This is a genomic window from Mesobacillus jeotgali (assembly GCF_002874535.1).
In the GTDB taxonomy this organism is placed as follows: domain Bacteria; phylum Bacillota; class Bacilli; order Bacillales; family Cytobacillaceae; genus Mesobacillus; species Mesobacillus jeotgali.
In genome coordinates, this window is record NZ_CP025025.1 from 2,965,195 (window position 1) to 2,985,679 (window position 20,485).

Below are 20,485 nucleotides of genomic sequence, written 5' to 3' on the forward strand. Positions count from 1 at the left end.
ATGTGAAAAAAGAGGGTGCCCCAAAAGATATAACTTTTGGGCTCCCTCTCTTTTTTAGTAGCTTGTTATAATTGTCCGTTGATTTCCGTTCCAGGCCCTTCGCTTTCCGCGGGGCTGGCGGTGAGCCTCCTCGCCGCCGTTGGCGCCTGTGGGGTCTCACCTGTCCAGCTGAGCCCGCAGGAGTCTTCACGCCTTCCACTCCAATCAACTAAGGTGTATAAATTCATTTTTAAATTCAAAATAAACAAACCAGTTAGTCCTTCTAGGGCATTCAAGTATTGATACCTCAACAGCTTAATTTTCATCTCCAAAAAAAGCTCTAAATAACTCCTCGACACCTGAAGCTACTGGCCTGTTTCCCGAGATGACTTCATTTTCCACCTTAGGAAGCAAGTTCTTTATTGCTGGGTTATGAAAGAAATGCGCCTGTAGCTGATCGATGATCATATCATTCAGCCACTCTTTTGTCTGGAATCTTCTTCTTTCATCAAAAATTCCACTTTTTCTCGTTAAGCTCTCAAAGGCTGAGATTGTTTTCCAAATCTCATCAATTCCTTTGCTCTGTAGTGCTGAACTCGTCATAGCAGCTGTCTGCCAGCCTTTTGTCGCTGGCTGCAGGAAATGCAGGATACGATTATACTCTTCTTTAGTCTTTATCGCTGTTTGTTCGTTTGGACCATCCGCTTTATTCACTATGACTGCATCTGCAAGCTCCATGATTCCTTTCTTCATCCCCTGAAGTTCATCACCGGCACCAGTCAGTACGAGAAGCATGAAGAAATCGACCATATCCCTGACGATGACTTCACTTTGACCAACCCCAACCGTTTCAACAAGAATGACATCGAACCCGGAAGCTTCACATAATAGCATTGTTTCCCGCGTTTTGCGGTGGACACCACCAAGCTTTCCACCAGAAGGTGATGGTCGAATGAATGCTCTCGGATTTCTCGCAAGCTTTTCCATCCTCGTCTTATCGCCAAGGATGCTGCCTCCAGTCAGGCTGGAGGTAGGGTCCACAGCCAGAACTGCAACCTTATGACCCATGTCGCACAGATAGCTGCCAAAGCTCTCGATAAAACTACTCTTGCCAGCACCCGGCACGCCTGTAATGCCAATCCTGATCGAATGTCCCGAGTCAGGCAGCAGCTTTTGTAAGAGGGATTGTGCCGTCTGAAAATCATGCTCCGCATTGCTTTCAATCAATGTAATTCCTTTTGCCAGCGCTGTCCTGTCCCCTGCTTTGATGTCTTTAGCAAGCGAATCTGGATCCAGTTTGCGTAAATTCTTTTTTTTAACGAAACGCCCGGCTTTTGCTGCCGGCTTTTCGGCATTTCCGCCCGACACTCCAGGCTTCACTACACTTGAAAACGAATCAGCCTTATCGGGATCGAACCATTCCGGCTTTTTCTCATCAGCCATTAGCTAGACACTTCCTCATAGCCCAAACGCTCATAAATAGTCCGTAAAACCTTCTGCGCCGCAACAGGAATGACCGTTCCGGGACCAAAAATCGCACTTGCTCCATTATCATACAAGAATTGATAATCCTGAGCCGGGATAACCCCGCCGACAATCACGACAATATCCTCGCGGCCTAATTTTTCCAGCTCCTTCACAAGCTGCGGCAAAAGTGTTTTATGTCCAGCTGCCAAAGAGCTGATTCCAATCGCATGGACATCATTTTCAACTGCCTGGATCGCTGTTTCTTCAGGCGTTTGGAAAAGCGGGCCAATATCCACATCAAATCCTAAATCAGCAAAAGCGGTTGAAATGACCTTTGCTCCGCGGTCATGTCCATCCTGTCCCATTTTCGCAATCATGATGCGGGGCCTGCGTCCCTCATTTTCAAGGAACTCCTGTGTCATTTGCTGGACTTCGGCAATTTCCTCACCATTTGTGAAGGCTGTGCTGTATACTCCGCTGACTGAACGAATAACTGCTTTATGCCTTCCAGCTGCCTTTTCAATTGCATCTGAAATTTCCCCAAGTGTCGCCCTTGCTCGAGCCGCCCTTACGGCATATTCCAGCAGGTTGCCTTCTCCTGTTTCTGCCACCCTGGCTAACTCATTTAAAGCGGCTTCAGCTTTTTCATCATCACGGTTTTCTTTCAGCTGCTTTAACCTTTCAAGCTGCTTCGCTCTAACGGCTGTATTATCAATATCGAGGATTTCCAGAGGATCCTCTTGATCCAGTTTATATTTATTCACGCCGATGATCGTTTCTTTTCCAGAGTCGATCTGAGCCTGTCTCCTTGCTGCAGCTTCTTCGATGCGCATTTTTGGAAGACCGGTTTCAATTGCTTTCGCCATCCCGCCAAGACTTTCAATTTCTTCGATATGCTCCCAGGCACGCTCGATGAGTGAATTGGTCAAGCTTTCAACATAGTAACTGCCTGCCCATGGATCGATGACCTTTGTAATCCCGGTTTCTTCCTGAAGAAATAGTTGAGTATTACGGGCGATGCGCGCTGAAAAATCAGTCGGCAGAGCGATGGCTTCATCAAGTGCATTCGTATGCAGTGATTGGGTATGCCCCATGGCTGCTGCATGTGCTTCGATTAATGTCCGGATTACATTATTATAAGGATCCTGTTCGGTCAGACTCCAACCAGATGTTTGCGAATGAGTTCTCAATGCCATCGACTTTTCATTTTTTGGATTGAATGTCTTAATCATTTTTGCCCAGATAAAGCGGGCAGCCCTCATTTTGGCTACTTCCATGAAATAGTTCATGCCAATCGCCCAGAAGAAGCTTAAGCGTGGTGCGAATGAATCAATATCAATGCCAGCCTGAAGACCGGTTCTCACATATTCAAGACCATCCGCAAGAGTGTACGCCAATTCGATATCCGCGGGAGCACCAGCTTCCTGCATATGATAGCCTGAAATACTGATAGAATTGAATTTCGGCATATATTTGGAAGTATACTCAAAAATATCGGCAATGATTTTCATAGACATTTCGGGTGGATATATGTACGTGTTCCTGACCATATACTCCTTCAGGATGTCATTCTGAATCGTTCCGGATAATTGATCCTGTGTCACACCCTGTTCCTCGGCAGTCACGATGAAAAACGCCATGATTGGCAGGACCGCACCATTCATTGTCATGGATACAGACATCTGGTCGAGCGGGATACCGTCAAACAGAATTTTCATATCTAAAATAGAATCAATTGCAACTCCGGCTTTCCCGACGTCACCCTCGACCCGAGGATGGTCAGAATCATAGCCCCGGTGTGTTGCCAGGTCAAAGGCAACAGACAAACCTTTTTGCCCCATCGCAAGGTTTCGCCTGTAAAATGCGTTGCTTTCTTCTGCAGTCGAAAAACCTGCATACTGTCTTACCGTCCATGGACGGTTCACATACATCGCTGGATATGGTCCCCTTGTATAGGGTGGGAGGCCGGGCATGCCTGCCATATGTTCCGATGATGTTACATCTTCTTTTGTGTACACTGGCTTAACCTTGATCTGCTCATTCGTTTCAAATAACAGATCATCGATGTTTTGCTGAATGTGGTGATCCACTTTTTCCTTGCTGACTTCCTTTTCCTCAGCAAATAAACATACTTTTGTAAAATCAGGCTTTTGCATTTGCGCCAACCTCCATTTCCTGAAGCATAGCTGATAGAGTCTGTACGGCATTGCTTCTTACATGCAGGAACTCAATAATGCCGGAAATTTTCCATTCGCTTTGTTTCTCGTCCGGGATGCCTGCCAGGTAAAGCTTGACATCGTGCTCCCTTGTAATCTCCTGCGCCAGCACCGGCCCAAAAGAATTGTAGGCAGACTGATCGCCACAAATAACAAACTGACGTGCATTCGACGAGTTAATAAACTGAATCGCTGCTGAAATGGTGTCCACCTCGCTGCTTCTTTCAGCATGGATTCCTCCGGCTGACAATAATCCGGAAATAAAATCTGCTCTTGCCTTATGCTTCTTCAGCTCACCCAGGCAAATTAGGCCGACAATAGGGTCGACACCCTTTTTCTCAAGTTTCATAGCCTTGAACCTCAATTCTTCATAAGGCTCAGCTAATCTTTTTAATTTTAAAGGTGTAAAGCTTGGTTTCACTTCTTTAAAACTATCTTTGAGAGAACTCTCAGACTCAATTTTCCCTATGATGGCATCAAGGGAATCAATCATATAATCTCTTTGTATCTCTTGGACAACAGGTTCACTGATATCATCCGAAAGATTCGCATAAACGTTGGTTCCAATCATGCTCTTTTTACGTGTGAAAATATCTTGTTCGCGTACCTCAGCTGTCTGCGCTATCTGCTCTTGAAGCCAGCCGGATTTCAGCGCTTCATAAATCCCGCCCTTGCGATCCACCTCGAGGAATAGCTCCCATGATTTTTCTGCCAGTTCCTTTGTCAATGACTCGACATACCAGGAACCTCCTGCAGGGTCGGCCACTTTTTCAAGATGGGCTTCAGATTTAAGCACCAGTTGCGTATTTCGGGCAACCCTTTCGGAAAAAAGATTCGCAGATCCTGCTGGCTCGTCAAAGCTTCCAGTATGAAGGTATTGGATTCCGCCCAAAACAGCCGCAAAGGCTTCATTTCCAGCCCTAAGCATGTTCACGTATGGATCAAAAATAGTTTTTGTGAACTTTGAGGTTTCAGCAGATAGGACCATTTTGCGGTCTTCATCTTCTGCGCCGAAAGCTTCTGTAGTTTTACTCCATAAGAGCCTGGCAGTTCTAAGTTTGGCCGTTTCCATGAAGAAGTTTGAACCAACCGCAAAATGGAATACGATCTTTGATAACGCTTTCTTTAATTCCCATCCATTGTCAAGCAACTTTTGCAGAAGATAAACTCCGGTAGAAATGGCAATAGCCAGTTCCTGCACTGCATTAGCGCCGCTGTTATGGTATGGGACGGTATTGATCAGTACTGTCTTTACTTCTGGTAATTGATCCGCTGCTTCTTCAAGGACCTTTGACCATTTCGTAAAAAATTCCTTTTCCTCCGTTGGGAGTCCACCAATCATACTCGCTTCGGCAACAGGATCCACAGCAACGAAACCAGATAGCTTTTCTTCGCTACCAGCAACCTTACTGGCAGTAGTCAAAGCTGCAAGCAATGGAGTCTGAAGCAATCCAGCATCCAGGCTTAGAGGGTACTTATTTTTATAGGAAGAGAGACATGACACCAATGCACGATTATCGTAAAATAACTCTGGTTTTACATCAAAGGAAATGGCTGTTTGTCCCTTTGATAGCGCGTTGTCTAGTTTCTCTTTCAGCTCTTCAACATCTGAGTAAAAGACGCGGTTTGCAATATGCCAGGACTCTGACTGGTATCCAAGAGATTGGATGCCTCTTTTATAATCTGGCTGACCAGGCAGATCTCCGGACAATTCATCTGGAAGATCCCCTTTTGTATAAAGCGGTTTAAGCGTAATATCCTCATATGTATTCGTATAAAGCGAATCAATTGGCTTGCCTTTTAATGAAGCAGCAGCTTTTGCCTGCCAATCTTCAAATGTTGCATCTTTGAACGAGGTAGCTTTCATTTTTTCAATTGTCATAAACCTTACTGTCCATAGTTCAGACAGCTTTCCCCCCTTCACCAAAAATTGTAGTAAAATTCTAATTTTTATACTCTTCTTTATTTTAGTATACGAATGCTTTTCAAGCAACGAAGGACATTTTATGTGACCGAGCAAAAAAAATAGAACGCCCAGGTTCTCCTGGGCGTTCTGCAAATTTATTAATAGATAGACGTAGATTCTTTTGATGTATTCTCAAGGATCTCTTTAACCCTTGCAAGGAAACGGCCGCAAACCAGGCCATCCAGTACACGGTGATCAAGAGATAGACATAGGTTCACCATATCACGAACAGCGATCATGCCGTTGTTCATGACTACAGGGCGCTTAACGATCGATTCTACCTGGAGAATCGCTGCCTGAGGGTAATTGATGATTCCCATTGATTGAACGGAACCGAAAGAACCTGTGTTGTTGACAGTGAACGTTCCGCCTTGCATATCCTCGGAACGAAGCTTGCCAGTGCGGACCTTTTGGGCAAGTTCATTGATTTCCCGGCCAATGCCTTTGATTGTTTTTTCGTCTGCATTCTTGATGACAGGTACGAATAGTGCATCATCAGTCGCGACTGCAATTGAAATATTGATATCTTTTTTCTGGATGATCTTATCGCCAGCCCACATTGAATTGATTTGCGGGAATTCCTTCAAAGCCTGGGCTACTGCCTTTACGAAGAAAGCAAAGAAAGTAAGATTGAAGCCTTCTTTTTTCTTGAAATCATCCTTTAAGCCATTCCTGTACTCTACAAGATTCGTAACATCCACTTCTACCATCGTCCATGCGTGCGGAGCTTCATGCTTGCTGCGCAGCATGTTCGCTGCAATCGCCTTGCGCACGCCAGTCACAGGGATTTCAATGTCACCCGGAGCAACTGGTACAGACGGAGCAGGCGCAGCTGGCTGTGCCTGTGCCGCAGGCTGCGTTTGTGCCACAGCCTGTGCTGGTGCAGATTGTTCCTGAGCAGCTTCTTTTGGTGCTTCAGTCTGTGCAGAAGCTTGAGGAATATTACCGGATTCTATCACTTGCTTAAGATCCTTACGAGTAATCCTTCCGCCAGCTCCACTTCCCTTGACCTGGGATAAATCAATATTATTTTCCTGAGCAAGCTTCAATACTGCAGGTGAATATCTAGCCTTGCTTCCTTCTTCCGTTGCAGGTGCTGAAGTTGCACTTGCACTTGTTGCAGATGCAGAATCTGATGAAGCTGCATCAGCTGCTGGTGCTTCTTCAGAAGCTCCGCCTTCAATTTCAATCGTGCAGATAATCTCACCAACTGCTAATGTATCCCCTTCACCTGCAATCAATTCTTTGATTGTACCCGAAAATGAAGATGGTACCTCAGCATTTACTTTGTCGGTCATGACTTCTGCAAGTGGATCGTATTTATTTACTTTGTCGCCAACGGAAACCAGCCACTTGCTGATTGTCCCCTCAGTTACACTCTCACCTAATTGAGGCATTTTAATTTGTTCGATTGCCACAGATTGACCCTCCTTCTCCATCATTCTATATCCAATGTGACTATGTTAAAATTCGGCAAGCTCTCTCATTGCTTTTTCAACTTTATCAGGATTGATCATGAAATATTTCTCCATTGTTGGAGCATAAGGCATTGCTGGCACATCCGGTCCTGCCAGTCTCTTGATTGGTGCGTCCAATTCAAACAAGCAATGTTCTGCGATGATCGCAGAAACTTCACTCATGATGCTGCCTTCTTTGTTGTCTTCCGTCACAAGAAGAACCTTACCTGTTTTCGAAGCAGCCTCGATAATTGCTTCCTTATCCAATGGATATACAGTTCGAAGGTCAAGGATATGAGCAGAAATTCCGTCTTTTGCAAGCCTTTCAGCTGCCTGCAGTGCAAAGTGGACCGCGAGACCGTAAGTGATGACGGTGATATCCTCGCCTTCACGCTTCACGTCAGCTTTGCCGATTGGAAGAACATAATCATCTTCAGGAACTTCGCCTTTGATCAATCGGTAGGCACGCTTATGTTCAAAGAATAATACTGGATCCTCATCCCTGATCGCCGCTTTCAATAATCCTTTTACATCATAAGGAGTTGAAGGCATGACAATTTTCAAGCCGGGCTGATTCGCAAACACAGCCTCAACAGACTGGGAATGATAAAGGGCACCGTGTACACCGCCGCCATAAGGTGCACGGATGACCATCGGGCAGCTCCAGTCATTGTTTGAACGGTAACGAATTCTTGCAGCCTCCGAAATAATCTGGTTTACAGCAGGCATAATGAAATCAGCGAACTGCATTTCAGCTATCGGGCGCATACCGTACATGGCAGCTCCAATTCCAACCCCTGCGATTGCTGATTCTGCCAAAGGTGCATCAAGAACGCGATCTTCGCCGAACTGGTCATAAAGACCTTGAGTCGCTTTAAATACTCCACCTTTTTTACCAACATCTTCACCGAGGACAAAAACTCTCGGATCTCTTTCCATCTCTTCTTTGATCGCTAATGTAACTGCATCTATATAAGAAATAACCGCCATTTTTGTTCCCCCTTACTCTTCAGCATATACGTATTTCAAAGCATGTTCAGGCTCTGCATACGGTGCATTTTCAGCATAATCAGTTGCTTCATTAACCAGCTTCATGATTTTATCGTTGATTTCTTTTTCAATCTCATCGTTCAAGATGCCATTTTCCTTCAAATAAGCACCGAACGTAATGATTGGATCCTTTGTTTTGGCCTGCGCAACTTCATCTGGCGCGCGATAGCTTCTGTCGTCATCGTCTGATGAGTGTGGAGTCAGGCGGTAAGACACTGCCTCGACTAGTGTAGGCCCTTCTCCGCGGCGTCCGCGGTCGGCAGCTTCCTTAACCACTTTATATACTTCTAGTGGATCATTCCCATCTACTGTGAATCCTGGCATGCCATACCCGATTGCGCGATCTGAAACCTTCTCAGCGGCAACTTGTCTCTCATAAGGTATTGAAATCGCATATTTATTGTTCTCAACCATGAAAATGACCGGAAGCTTATGTACTCCCGCAAAGTTAGCGCCTTCATGGAAATCTCCCTGGTTGGAAGAACCTTCACCAAAAGTAACAAATGTGACAAGGTCTTTTTTCTCCATTTTACCTGCAAGGGCGATTCCGACAGCGTGTGGAACCTGTGTTGTAACTGGTGAAGAACCTGTTACGATCCTATTTTTCTTTTGTCCGAAGTGTCCAGGCATCTGGCGGCCTCCAGAGTTAGGGTCTTCCGCTTTTGCAAAACCAGAAAGCATCAAGTCTTTAGCCGTCATGCCAAAAGTTAAGACCACACCCATATCCCTGTAGTAAGGAAGAACGTAATCCTTCTCTCGGTCAAGTGCGAATGCAGCTCCCACCTGTGCCGCTTCCTGGCCCTGACAGGAAATAACAAACGGAATTTTACCTGCGCGGTTCAACAGCCACATCCGCTCATCGAGGCGGCGGGCTAACAGCATTGTTTCATACATTTCCAAAACCTTTTCATCACTTAAGCCAAGTGCAGCGTGACGATTTTCTGCCATCTTTATACCTCCCAATTGTTCGTACAAGGCTCTTTTCCAGGGAAAAGAGCTCTTGTTTATAAAATAGAAATTAAGAATGGATTGCTTTGCCATCCACTGCCAGTGCAGCTTCACCAATTGCCTCGGACAATGTTGGGTGAGGGTGGATGGTATGGGCAATTTCCCATGGTGTAGCATCTAAAACTTTTGCAAGTCCCGCTTCTGAGATCATATCCGTTACATGCGGGCCGATCATATGGACACCAAGAATATCATTAGTTTCCTTGTCAGCTACAATTTTCACAAAACCATCGGATTCACCATATACAAGCGCTTTTCCAATTGCCTTGAAAGAGAATTTGCCTATTTTCACATCATGACCTTTTTCTTTTGCTTCGTCTTCAGTCAGTCCAACGCTGGCAGCCTCAGGAGAGCTGTAAATACATTTTGATACGAGCGTATAATCGATTGGATGTGGATTTTGATTAGCAATGTGCTCAACAGCGACTATTCCTTCATGTGAAGCAACATGAGCAAGCTGCAAGCCGCCAATCACATCGCCAATTGCATAGATGTGAGATTCTTTTGTCTGGAAAAATTCGTTTGTCTGGATGAAACCTCTTTCCAGCTGAATATCTGTATTCTCAAGGCCGATTCCTTCTACATTTGCCTGGCGCCCAACAGAGACAAGCAATTTTTCAGCAGTGAATTCTTTCGTTTCGCCTTTAACCTCTGCGCTGATCGTGACACCATCGCCTTTTTGCAGGGTCTCTGATAAGACTTTTGCGTTCGTCACGATCTTCACGCCTTTTTTCTTCATTGCGCGCTGCATTTCTCTTGAAACTTCCTTGTCCTCGGTTGGAACAATACGGTCAGCATACTCAATTACAGTGACAGCAGATCCGAAATCTGCGAGCATGGAAGCCCATTCAATGCCGATTACGCCACCGCCGACGATGATGATTGACTTAGGAAGATCCTCCATCACAAGCGCTTCATCTGACGTCATCACATATTGGCCATCTGCTTCAAGACCAGGCAATGTTCTAGGTCTGGATCCTGTAGCAACGATGACATTCTTAGGGATCAGCATTTCATTTTCTTCGCCATTGTTCATTTCAACAGAAATGGTGCCTGGCATTGGTGAGAATATGGATGGACCAAGGATTCTTCCCAAACCTTCATAAACATCGATTTTCCCTTGTTTCATCAGGTGCTGTACACCACGGTGCAGCTGCTCGACGATTTTTTCTTTTCTTTCCTGTACCTTTATGAAATTGACGCCAACCTCACCTGTCGTCACGCCAAAGTCTTCGCTTTTCTTTGCGGTAGCGAACACCTCCGCACTGCGAAGCAATGCCTTGCTTGGAATACAGCCTTTATGCAGGCATGTTCCGCCAAGCTTTCCTTTTTCAACGATGGCAGTTTTCAAGCCAAGCTGAGAAGCTCTGATTGCTGCTACGTATCCGCCTGTACCGCCTCCAAGAATGACCAAATCATATTCTTGAGCCATCTGGATCCCTCCTCTATAAATGGTTTAACATTATTTATTTGATTGCTGATTCCCGCTTCAGGCTCTGACTGGCCCTATAACACAGCCATTCTTATCTGCCTGGATATTCTTTTACTTGTTCTTCATCGCGAAGGATGCGGAGGGCGCCTTCAGCAAGAGCCTGCAGTTCATTTTCACCCGGGTGAACAATAACGTCCGCGATCCAATTAATTCGTTCAGATATTTCCTGGACGAACTCTTTACCGTAAGCAAGACCGCCAGTCAGTACAATCGCGTCCACTTTCCCAGCAAGGACAGCACTTGCAGACCCGATTTCCTTTGCTACCTGGTAAGCCATCGCTTCATATACAAGCTTTGCCTTAGAATTTCCTTGCTTGATCATCTTTTCGACCTTTACCGCATCATTTGTACCAAGGTATCCCACAAGGCCGCCCTGGCCCACTAGCTTCTTCATTATTTCTTCGCGGAAATAATCACCGGAAAAACATAGCTGAACAAGGTCGCCCGCTGGTACTGTACCTGCACGTTCTGGACTGAATGGGCCATCACCATGCAGACCGTTATTCACATCAACAACTCTTCCCATTTTATGGGCACCAACAGTGATACCCCCGCCAAGATGGGTAATAATCAAGTTCAGCTCTTCATATTTTTTACCCAACTCTTTCGAAACCCTGCGGGCAACTGCCTTTTGATTTAATGCATGAAAAATGCTTTTTCGTTCAATGAGCGAAAATCCCGATACACGGGCAACCGGGGCAAGTTCATCGACAACGACCGGGTCGACGATAAAAGAAGGGATATTCAAACCTGATGCAATTTCATATGCTAAAATACCACCCAGATTTGAAGCATGCTGGCCTGAATAACCTGCTCGCAGGTCATCGAGCATCTTATCATTCACTGCATATGTTCCGCCTTCGATTGGCCGTAAAAGCCCGCCGCGCCCACAAACAGCACTCAGTTTTGAAATGTTGATCCCTTCAGTATCAAGCGTTTCAAGTATCGTATTCTTCCTGAATTCGTATTGATCGATGATGGTTTCATAGGAGTTGATGACCGCTGAATCATGACGGATGGTTTTTTCAAAAACCGAAACCTCATTGTCAAATACTCCAATTTTCGTTGATGTAGATCCTGGATTAATAACTAGAATCCGATGTTCTGTTTGTTGCACAGTTAAACCTCCAATTTGCTCGCGGAATGCAAAAATCCGCAATACGTCAGTAGCATTTAGGAAACAGCAGAGGCGCCGAAACAAATATTCAGCGCACTCTGCGAAACCTTTTATAGGCTGTTTTCGAATTCATTGTTGGTTTTTGAATAGCTAAACCCCATTATTATATCCTTCGAGGCTTTCTCCTACCCTTGATAAACATAATGTTTAACACCAACAATTATCTCGATATGAGCCTAGATTAACGGCGGCTAAGAATATGGTGGCCGTTTTGCAGGAATTGGCTGCGAGAATTGCGCATTCTTTCGATACGCTCTTCTGCCATACGGTCTGCCGCTTTATAAGTAGGAATTCCATCCCTTTTAGCAATTTCAATTACTTTCTCGATATTGTTGTAAATAGTTTCAACTTTTTTCATTGCTCTTTCAGCGTTATAGCCGTAAAGCTCATCCGCAACGTTGATGACGCCGCCAGCATTGATGACATAGTCAGGGGCGTACACAATACCCATTTCATGGATAATATCTCCATGTTTTGTATCCTTAAGCTGGTTGTTCGCTGCTCCGGCAATAACCTTCGCTTTTATCTGTGGAATTGTTTCGTCGTTGATTACTGCGCCTAATGCACATGGTGCGTAAATGTCACAGTCAACGCTGTAGATTTCATCTGGCTCAACTGCTTTAGCACCGAACTCCTCAACAGCTCTTTGTACTGCTTCCTTGTTTATATCAGTAACAATCAGCTGTGCGCCTTCTTCATGGAGGTGGCGGCAAAGATTAAATGCAACATTACCCACACCCTGAACTGCAATTGTCTTGCCTTCAAGTGAATCAGTGCCGAAGGCTTCCTTAGCAGCTGCCTTCATTCCTCTATATACGCCATAAGCTGTTACAGGGGAAGGATTTCCTGATGAACCGAATGCTGGTGAGATACCAGTTACATAATCAGTTTCCTCATGGATCAAATCCATATCCGCTACAGTTGTCCCTACATCCTCTGCAGTGATATATCTTCCATTCAAGCCTTGGATATAGCGGCCGAATGCACGGAACATTTCTTCATTCTTATCTTTGCGCGGGTCGCCGATAATAACAGTCTTACCGCCACCAAGATTAAGGCCAGCAGCAGCATTCTTGTATGTCATACCTTTAGCAAGGCGCAGTGCATCCTCGATTGCCGCTTCTTCTGATGCGTAAGTCCACATACGAGTCCCGCCCAAAGCTGGTCCAAGAGTTGTATCATGAATTGCGATGATTGCTTTCAATCCCGACTGTTTATCCTGGCAAAATACAACCTGCTCATAATCGTACTGTTCTAGATACTTGAAAATTTCCATTTTTAATTTCCTCCCCTGGTTTATGTAACTTATTTAGAAGCAGAGCATAAAGCCAATGCAAGTGAATATAACTTGCTTTCAGCAGTGTCAGCCCTGGATGTTAACACGATTGGTGCTTTTGCCCCGGCAATGATTGCCCCAACCTTTGCGTTGGCAAAGTAAATTAATGATTTATAAAGTACATTTCCTACCTCAATCGCTGGGACTAACAGGATATCAGCCCTGCCGGCGACTTCACTTTTTATCCCCTTATGTTCTGCGGCAAGCTGTGAAACCGCAATATCGAGGGCCAGCGGGCCATCCACGATACATCCGGGAATTTGTCCCCTTTTATTCATCATCGTTAATGATGCTGCATCTACCGTGGCCTGCATTGCCGGATTGATCACTTCAACTGCTGCGAGTGGGGCCACTTTCGGCAGTTCAATCCCTATAGAATGAGCTACCTTGACAGCATTCTTGATGATTTGGGCTTTTTGCTCAAGGTCAGGTGCAATATTCATAGCTGCATCGGTAATGATTGTAAACCGATCGTAGCCGGCCACCTCAAATACAGCCACATGGGAAAGCACTCCGCCGCTCCTCAGCCCATATTCTTTATTTAGGACAGCTTTCAAAATCGCTGCAGTCGGGATATTCCCTTTCATCACGACATTGGCTTCTTTGTTTTTGACTGCTTTCACGGCCATTTCTGCGGCAGTATTATTATTAGGCGCGGAAATGATTTTAACCCCTTTACTGTTTGCAAGTTCTGGATGCTTAGCTGCAATCATTCTTTCGATTTCTTCTTTGTTTCCGTATAGAAGAAAATCGGCAAGCTCCAGGTTTACAGCATGAGCAACTGCCTCTAATACCTCAGCATCTTCTGCCGCTGCGACCGCAACTGTTTTCCTGTCATTTTGGGATGCCATGCTGATAAGTGAGTCTAATTTCATGACTGATTCAACCCTTTCTCTTCTTCTCGCATCACCGCTAATTATTTATGCAAGAACTGTGCCAACTCAAAACATTGAAAACGCTTTACTTTTGCATAAAAATATTATGAAAAAAATTGCAGAGTGTGAAGATTATTGCATGCTATCTGCTTCAATGTTATATTTTTCAAGCTTATAATATAAATTTCTGACTGATACACCTAATACTTTGGCTGCAGCTGTTTTATTCCCTTTTACAGCCTTAAGTGTTGATTTGATTACCTTCGCTTCGTACTTTTCCAACTGGAGCGCAAGGGGTTCAGTTGGTATAGACTGCTCTACCGGATCTTCACTGTCCATGATTTGGCTGTTCTGCAATTCAGGTAAATGCTCTATCCGGATGATCGTTTCACTATAGCTCAAGAAGATAATCGCGCGACCAAGGACATTTTCAAGCTCTCTTACATTTCCAGGCCAATCATAATCCATCAACTTGTTAATGGCATTCTCAGAAACACCTTCAACGATACGTCCATAATCTTGATTAATTTTGCGGATCAACCTTTCACAAAGGAGAGGAATATCTTCCTTCCTTCTTCTAAGAGGCGGTATATGAATCGGCATTCTGTTCAATCGATAATATAAGTCTTCTCTAAAACTGCCGTTCGCAATCGCTTTTTCCAGGTTCATATTTGTGGCAGCTATAACCCTGACATTGATTGGTACAGGTTTCGTTCCACCTACCCGGACAATTTCTCTCTCCTGTAAAACCCGGAGTAATTTGGCCTGAGTATTGGCAGGCAATTCTCCGATTTCATCAAGGAAAATACTGCCGTTATTAGCTTCCTCAAAAAACCCTCGTTTACCGCCCCGTTTAGCCCCTGAAAACGCCCCTTCTTCATAGCCGAAGAGTTCGCTTTCCAGCAGCGATTCAGAAATTGCCGCGCAATTCACACGTATGAACTTGTTGAACCTGCGGTCACTGGCATTGTGAATCGCATGGGCAAATAATTCTTTCCCTGTTCCTGATTCCCCGCGAAGGAGGACTGTTGCAGGCGTTTTGGCCCCTAACTTTGCTTGTTCAATCGGAATTGTCATTTCTTCTGATTGCCCGATAATATCCTCAAACGAGTACTTCGCTTCAAGGGTCCTGATAATCTGTCTTGCGCGTGTCAGCTCCCGATTCAAGCTCTGGATTTCCGACATATCATGGATAACCCCGACACTGCCCTTTAACTTCCCATCTACTATGATTGGGGCTACGTTGACGACAACTTCTTTTTTATTCGGGCCTACTCTCATCGCTGTTCCACGAACTGGTCTTCTCGTCTTAAGGACTTTCATGTGCATGCTCTCGCCTTCTGATATATCAGCGGTGGCTGGCTGCCCGATTACTTCCTCTTCCTTAAGTCCAGTGATCCTGGTATAAGCCGGATTGATCAAAATCCCCCTGCCATCTTCATCTACTACAGAAATTGCTTCATCGCTCGAGTTTATGATTGCCTGAAGCATTGTCTGAATCTCTTTTAAATTCGTTATCTCTTCCGCCAGGTTCACCACTTCTGTAATATCCTTGAAAACGGAGAATGCCCCAATCAATTGGTCATTTTCATCAATGATTGGAATTCTTGTAGTGATGATTTTCGATCCATTTGGAAGCAATAATTCCTGATTGGACTCTGTCTTCCTTGTGTTCAAAATTCTCGGAAGCTTGCTCGTTGGAATAATTTCTAAAACATGTTGCCCTTCTGACTGTTCCCTTGTTGTTCCGATAATTTTTTCAGCACTTTTGTTAAACAAAGTTATGATTCCTTCTGTATTGATGACTACCATGCCATCTCCAGAGGAGTTAAAAATCAAGTCATGCTCATATGTAATTTTCCTGAGAGTTTTTATTAACTCTTCCTTTTCCTCTAAGAGCGTCGCCAGCAGGAATGCGACACTGCCGGGAATCAGTACAGTGTTTTTACCGCGGGCTTCCCTTAATTCCCTGAAGACTTCTTCCTCACCGGTCACTTCGATGATGATATCCAGCTGGTCTGACATATATTGATGCCAATCTGTTCCGGTTTGGATGCCAGCATTTTGCGCAGCGAGAATTCCGGGGGCCTCAGGATTAAGGTCAATCACAGCTATCACATCTGCAGTCTGTTTGAAAATGTTCAGGATGGCCGTTCCACCCTTACCCGCTCCTACAATCATTACTTTCTGCATAATATCCACCACATATCTGGAAAAATATTTCATGGGTCCAATTTTCTAGTCTGCAAAATCTTTCACTATCATTGTAATTCTTTTTGAATGCGCTGACAAATTTCTTTGTTTTCAAACTCTTCTGTAAGTAAGGCTCTTTGAATAACTTATATTGCGGAAAAACACGGGGTTAAGTATACTTTTTAAAAGAGGACAAATATCGAGGGGAAACCAAATGATCAGGATCATAGCATTAATCATTATGTTGATACCAGGCGTCATTGCTGCTTTAGGGGTTAAACTTATGCGAGACATGGTGTTTGGAATCTTGCAAGCGCCATTTCCATATTTGTGGCTTCAATTTCTTGCGGGACTTCTTTTTTTCCTGGCTGGACTGGGGTTCATCGCTGGTTTCATCCTGCACCGTGATCGTAAAAGAAATAAAGTCCAGGCATTTTTTCGAATACCTGATAGCAATAAAAAGCAAAACAGGCCTTGATTTATTCAGGCCTGTTTATTTTTCCTCTTATTCTTTTCGCCTTTGCAGGGTCATCTGTTATGATCGCACTGCAATTAACCTTGAATAACCTTTCCAGCTCTGCTTCTTTATTTACAGTATATGGTCTAACTTCAATCCCGCTCTCCAGGGATGCTCTGACGATTTGATCCGGTGCAGCCCGCCAATGCGGATGAAAGCCTTTAGCTTTTATCGACTGTGCGTAAATCCAGGGCATGTATAAGCCTTCCGAAAGCAACGGTGCGATTTCAATCTCTGGCGCAAGCAAATAGCTGTTGACAATGCTGTAATGATTGAATGATGAAATGATGATCCTGTCTGATAAGTCATAAGCCCTAACCATATTTATGACCTTTTCCTCCATACCTTCATAAGGGATAATACTATTTTTCAATTCAATATTACAGACCATTTCCGTCCCAGATAGCCATGCCAGTACTTCATCTAAAGTAGGAATCGGTTCTTTTTTTGGTAAAGCCTCGAATTTGAATCGGGCGTCCAATTTTTTTAAATCCTTTAAATCGTAGTCCTTTACCAGTCCAGTACCATCCGTCGTACGATCAACCTTTTCATCATGAATCACAACTAGCTCACCGTCTTTTGTCATTTGGACATCGAGCTCCAGACCCTCAGCACCTGCTTTTTCAGCTTCTTTGAATGCCAGCAAAGTGTTTTCAGGATATTCGGCTGCATAGCCGCGATGTGCTAAAATAAGAGTCATAACCATCACACCCATCTTTTCAATTTGGAGGAGAAGAAACAATGAGACCATTACATATTTCCGCTGAGACCGCTATTAAGCTATCCGAAAAACTCGGAGTACCCATTGAACAAATCATGCACATGCCCCAACATATCCTTATTCAAAAATTAACGGAACTTGAAAAAGAAATAGAAAAAGAAAAATAAATTCCAAAACGCCTATATGGCGTTTTTTTATGTAATTCTTTGCTATATATACATGATAATATCCATACTCATGGTTTACCAATTTTCAGGCATATAAAAACATCTTACTTTAGTACGGTAAGACCGTGATAAAGTAAGATGTCGCATAAAATATTAAGAATAAATAGCTAAATTTGCCCTAACTCTTTCAAGAAGCTTTATGCTCAAGGCGCAGTTTGTCAGCGACCATCGCGATGAATTCGGAATTTGTCGGCTTTGCCTTTGACATCGAAACAGTATAACCGAACAGCGAGGAAATGGAATCAATATTCCCTCTGCTCCACGCCACTTCAATCGCATGGCGGATAGCACGTTCTACACGGCTTGCCGTTGTATTGAATTTCTTGGCAATATCTGGATAGAGGACTTTTGTGATCGAGCCAAGTAGTTCAATATCGTTATATACCATTGAGATGGCCTCACGCAAGTACATATAACCTTTAATATGTGCAGGGACCCCAATTTCATGAATGATACTTGTAATGCTTGCATCAAGGTTTTTAGGCTTTTGCTCCGCATTCGATCTGCCATAATTGATTGATGAGGATGGTTTACGAGCTACTGATTTTGCCTTGCCGCTTACCTGACGAATATGACCTGCCAGTTGCTCCATATCGAACGGCTTTAGAATGAAATATGATGCCCCAAGGTCTACAGCTTTCTTTGTTACATCTTCCTGGCCAAACGCAGTCAGCATGATTACATTTGGAATGATACCCTTCTTCATTTCACGAAGTCTCTCCAGGACCGCCAGCCCATCAAGGTGCGGCATAATAATATCTAACAGCAAGACATCAGGATCTGTATCTTCAAGCACTTCTAAACATTCCTGGCCATTATGGGCAACTCCAACAATCTCCATATCATCCTGAGAGGAAATATATTCCTCAAGAAGACCTACTAATTCTCTGTTGTCATCAACGACGCATACTTTTATTTTGTTCACTACTTGGTTCCTCCTCAATCCAATTATGATCACAAACATTATCTTCTCTAAATTCTATTCTAAATGACTAATTCGACAATGCAACAGAAATTCCTCTTATTTTTAATTTTTTCTTAAAAAAGTAATATTTTCTTATTAATGCTTCATTTTCCTTTGTTTTTCGACTTATTTCGATAGTTGACAAAAAAGCTTCAGTTAATTTGTCGAATAATCTTGTTTCCAAGAACCCCTTTTGTTCCTTAGTCTGTTGACTTCCGTTCCAGGCGCTACGCATTCCTCAGGGAAGATTTATGAAATACACCAACCAGCTTTTTCAAAAAGCGAATTCTTCCTCGTGGCGGTGAGGGCTCCTTATCGTAAGTGAACCCTTCGTAATTTTTATAGATTTCTGCCCCTCATGCCCCTTATGACGGAAACTTTTTCGCGATTTTCACTGATTTCTGTCTGTCATATCCCCGGTGACGGACACTTTTTCGTGATTTTCTTCCGTCATGCTCCTGCGGCGTCTGTATATTGTTACACATAAAGAAAAGGCGGCTATTTGCCGCCGCCGAATTCCTGTATTAGCTTGCTTGCTCTCTTGGTTTTTCGTAAATGTCTATGCCTGCTTCGTTCAACATCCATTCTATATGAACACCATATCCACTCGTTGGGTCATTTACAAAGACGTGGGTGACTGCTCCCACTAGCTTATCTCCCTGGATGATCGGACTGCCGCTCATTCCCTGGACGATTCCACCTGTTTTTTCCAACAGTTCCGGGTCGGTTACCTTAATGACCATCCCCTTAGTTGCTGGAAATTTCTGCGGTATGGTACTGACAATCTCTATATCAAAAAGGTTTACTTCGTCATTATTCACGACCGTCAGGATTTTCGCCGGACCTTCTTTCACTTGATGTGAAAGGGCAATTGGCAGGGGTTTATCAAATACGCCATTTGAAATATCTTTGTTCAGTTCGCCAAAGATTCCAAAAGGACTGTTCCTTCTTATATTCCCAATTACTTCCCGGTCGGATGAAAAGCGAGCCAGCTTTTCCCCCGGATTGCCTTTACCGCCTTTTTCAATCGAAGTAACTGTAGATCTTACGATTTGACCATCACCAACGACAATAGGCTTCTTCGTATCCATGTCGGAAATGACATGCCCCAGTGCTCCATATTTTTTTGACTGAGGATGATAAAAAGTCATCGTCCCAATCCCTGCAGCTGAATCGCGTATATACAATCCAAGCTTATAGGTGTTTTCATTAACATCCTTTTCTGGCTGTAGTTGAGTTTTGATTTTTTCATTTTCCCTTTTTATTACAACATCCAATGGCTTGCCATCTTCACCAGCTTGCTTAACAAACGGGCCGACGTCCGCCATTTTTTCAATTTGCTGTCCATTGATTTCTGTGATAATGTCGCCTTTTTTTATCCCTGCTTTTTCACCTGGTGACACTCTTCCTTCATCAGCCTGTACCTGGTGATGCCCGACCACAAGGACACCAACCGTATTCAGCTTTACTCCTATTGATTGACCGCCTGGCCTGACCTTGAAATCCTTTAGGACATTGACATCAACTTTTTTAACCGGGAACCCGGCTAATTCTAGGACCATTTCATCCTTCCCATGTCTTTTTGCCTCAAGAGACAAGGTTTCGCCTTTTTGGTCTACAGCGATATTAGTTTCTTTTACGGAAGCTGAGACTTGAATTGCATTTGCCTGGAAATCAAGCTTTTGCCCCTCGAATAATGTTATATCTCCTGGAATAGATAAATAATCATGTACTGGTTTTGCAAATCCTAAAGCAATTAATGAAACAAGGAGAATTCCACCAATAAATTTTCTGAGAAAATCTTTTTTCAAATCCATTCACTCTCCTCGCTTCTAGTCCA

Annotated in this window: 16 protein-coding genes; 2 read left to right on the top strand and 14 right to left on the bottom strand. The window is 43.9% G+C overall.

The genetic code is table 11. The annotated features are described in order from the left end of the window. Positions 1-294: 294 nt before the first annotated feature. From meaB to CD004_RS15150, 11 genes are all read right to left on the bottom strand, one after another. Complete coding sequence (gene meaB, locus CD004_RS15100; RefSeq protein ID WP_102263520.1) at positions 295-1,422, bottom strand: methylmalonyl Co-A mutase-associated GTPase MeaB; 1,128 nt, start codon at positions 1,420-1,422, stop codon at positions 295-297. Further along, positions 1,422-3,602, bottom strand: a complete 2,181-nt coding sequence (gene scpA, locus CD004_RS15105) for a methylmalonyl-CoA mutase (RefSeq protein WP_102263521.1) — start codon at positions 3,600-3,602, stop codon at positions 1,422-1,424. The genes meaB and scpA overlap by 1 nt, the downstream gene beginning before the upstream one ends. After that, positions 3,589-5,544 (bottom strand): methylmalonyl-CoA mutase subunit beta, encoded by a 1,956-nt coding sequence (locus CD004_RS15110; protein WP_102263522.1) that lies wholly within the window; start codon positions 5,542-5,544, stop codon positions 3,589-3,591. The genes scpA and CD004_RS15110 overlap by 14 nt, the downstream gene beginning before the upstream one ends. A 182-nt stretch (positions 5,545-5,726) precedes the next feature. Continuing rightward, a complete protein-coding gene (locus tag CD004_RS15115) occupies positions 5,727-7,046 on the bottom strand; it encodes a dihydrolipoamide acetyltransferase family protein (protein WP_102263523.1) in 1,320 nt (439 codons plus the stop codon). A 45-nt stretch (positions 7,047-7,091) separates the two neighbouring features. Further along, positions 7,092-8,075 carry an alpha-ketoacid dehydrogenase subunit beta gene (locus tag CD004_RS15120; protein WP_041967919.1) on the bottom strand — a complete coding sequence of 328 codons (984 nt, stop codon included), beginning with the start codon at positions 8,073-8,075 and terminating at the stop codon, positions 7,092-7,094. A gap of 12 nt (positions 8,076-8,087) precedes the next feature. Next, entirely contained in the window at positions 8,088-9,083 is a 996-nt protein-coding gene (locus tag CD004_RS15125; RefSeq protein ID WP_102263524.1) for a thiamine pyrophosphate-dependent dehydrogenase E1 component subunit alpha, read from the bottom strand. 70 nt (positions 9,084-9,153) lie between these two features. Continuing rightward, positions 9,154-10,575, bottom strand: a complete 1,422-nt coding sequence (gene lpdA / locus CD004_RS15130) for a dihydrolipoyl dehydrogenase (protein ID WP_102263525.1) — start codon at positions 10,573-10,575, stop codon at positions 9,154-9,156. A 91-nt stretch (positions 10,576-10,666) separates the two neighbouring features. Next, entirely contained in the window at positions 10,667-11,752 is a 1,086-nt protein-coding gene (buk, locus tag CD004_RS15135; RefSeq protein WP_102263526.1) for a butyrate kinase, read from the bottom strand. 241 nt (positions 11,753-11,993) lie between these two features. Continuing rightward, entirely contained in the window at positions 11,994-13,088 is a 1,095-nt protein-coding gene (gene bcd, locus CD004_RS15140) for a branched-chain amino acid dehydrogenase (protein ID WP_102263527.1), read from the bottom strand. Between the two features lie 29 nt (positions 13,089-13,117). After that, a complete protein-coding gene (yqiS, locus tag CD004_RS15145) occupies positions 13,118-14,023 on the bottom strand; it encodes a phosphate butyryltransferase (protein ID WP_102263528.1) in 906 nt (301 codons plus the stop codon). Between the two features lie 132 nt (positions 14,024-14,155). Next, positions 14,156-16,216 carry a sigma-54 interaction domain-containing protein gene (locus CD004_RS15150; RefSeq protein ID WP_102263529.1) on the bottom strand — a complete coding sequence of 687 codons (2,061 nt, stop codon included), beginning with the start codon at positions 16,214-16,216 and terminating at the stop codon, positions 14,156-14,158. 214 nt (positions 16,217-16,430) lie between these two features. Between CD004_RS15150 and CD004_RS15155 the strand changes: the two genes are divergently transcribed. After that, complete coding sequence (locus tag CD004_RS15155; RefSeq protein ID WP_041967925.1) at positions 16,431-16,694, top strand: DUF2627 domain-containing protein; 264 nt, start codon at positions 16,431-16,433, stop codon at positions 16,692-16,694. Position 16,695: 1 nt separating this feature from the next. On the opposite strand, the gene CD004_RS15160 is transcribed toward CD004_RS15155, so the two are convergent. Continuing rightward, positions 16,696-17,433: a glycerophosphodiester phosphodiesterase gene (locus CD004_RS15160; protein ID WP_102265128.1), complete on the bottom strand. Its 738-nt coding sequence runs from the start codon at positions 17,431-17,433 to the stop codon at positions 16,696-16,698. A gap of 41 nt (positions 17,434-17,474) precedes the next feature. Here CD004_RS15160 and CD004_RS15165 point away from each other — a divergent pair, with 41 nt between their 5' ends. Further along, positions 17,475-17,621, top strand: coding sequence for a YycC family protein (locus CD004_RS15165; protein WP_102263530.1), 147 nt, complete (start codon positions 17,475-17,477; stop codon positions 17,619-17,621). Positions 17,622-17,808: 187 nt separating this feature from the next. Here CD004_RS15165 and spo0A read toward each other — a convergent pair whose 3' ends face one another. Then, complete coding sequence (gene spo0A, locus CD004_RS15170) at positions 17,809-18,606, bottom strand: sporulation transcription factor Spo0A (protein WP_102263531.1); 798 nt, start codon at positions 18,604-18,606, stop codon at positions 17,809-17,811. 563 nt (positions 18,607-19,169) lie between these two features. Next, positions 19,170-20,462: a SpoIVB peptidase gene (spoIVB, locus tag CD004_RS15175; protein WP_180321253.1), complete on the bottom strand. Its 1,293-nt coding sequence runs from the start codon at positions 20,460-20,462 to the stop codon at positions 19,170-19,172. Positions 20,463-20,485: the final 23 nt, after the last annotated feature.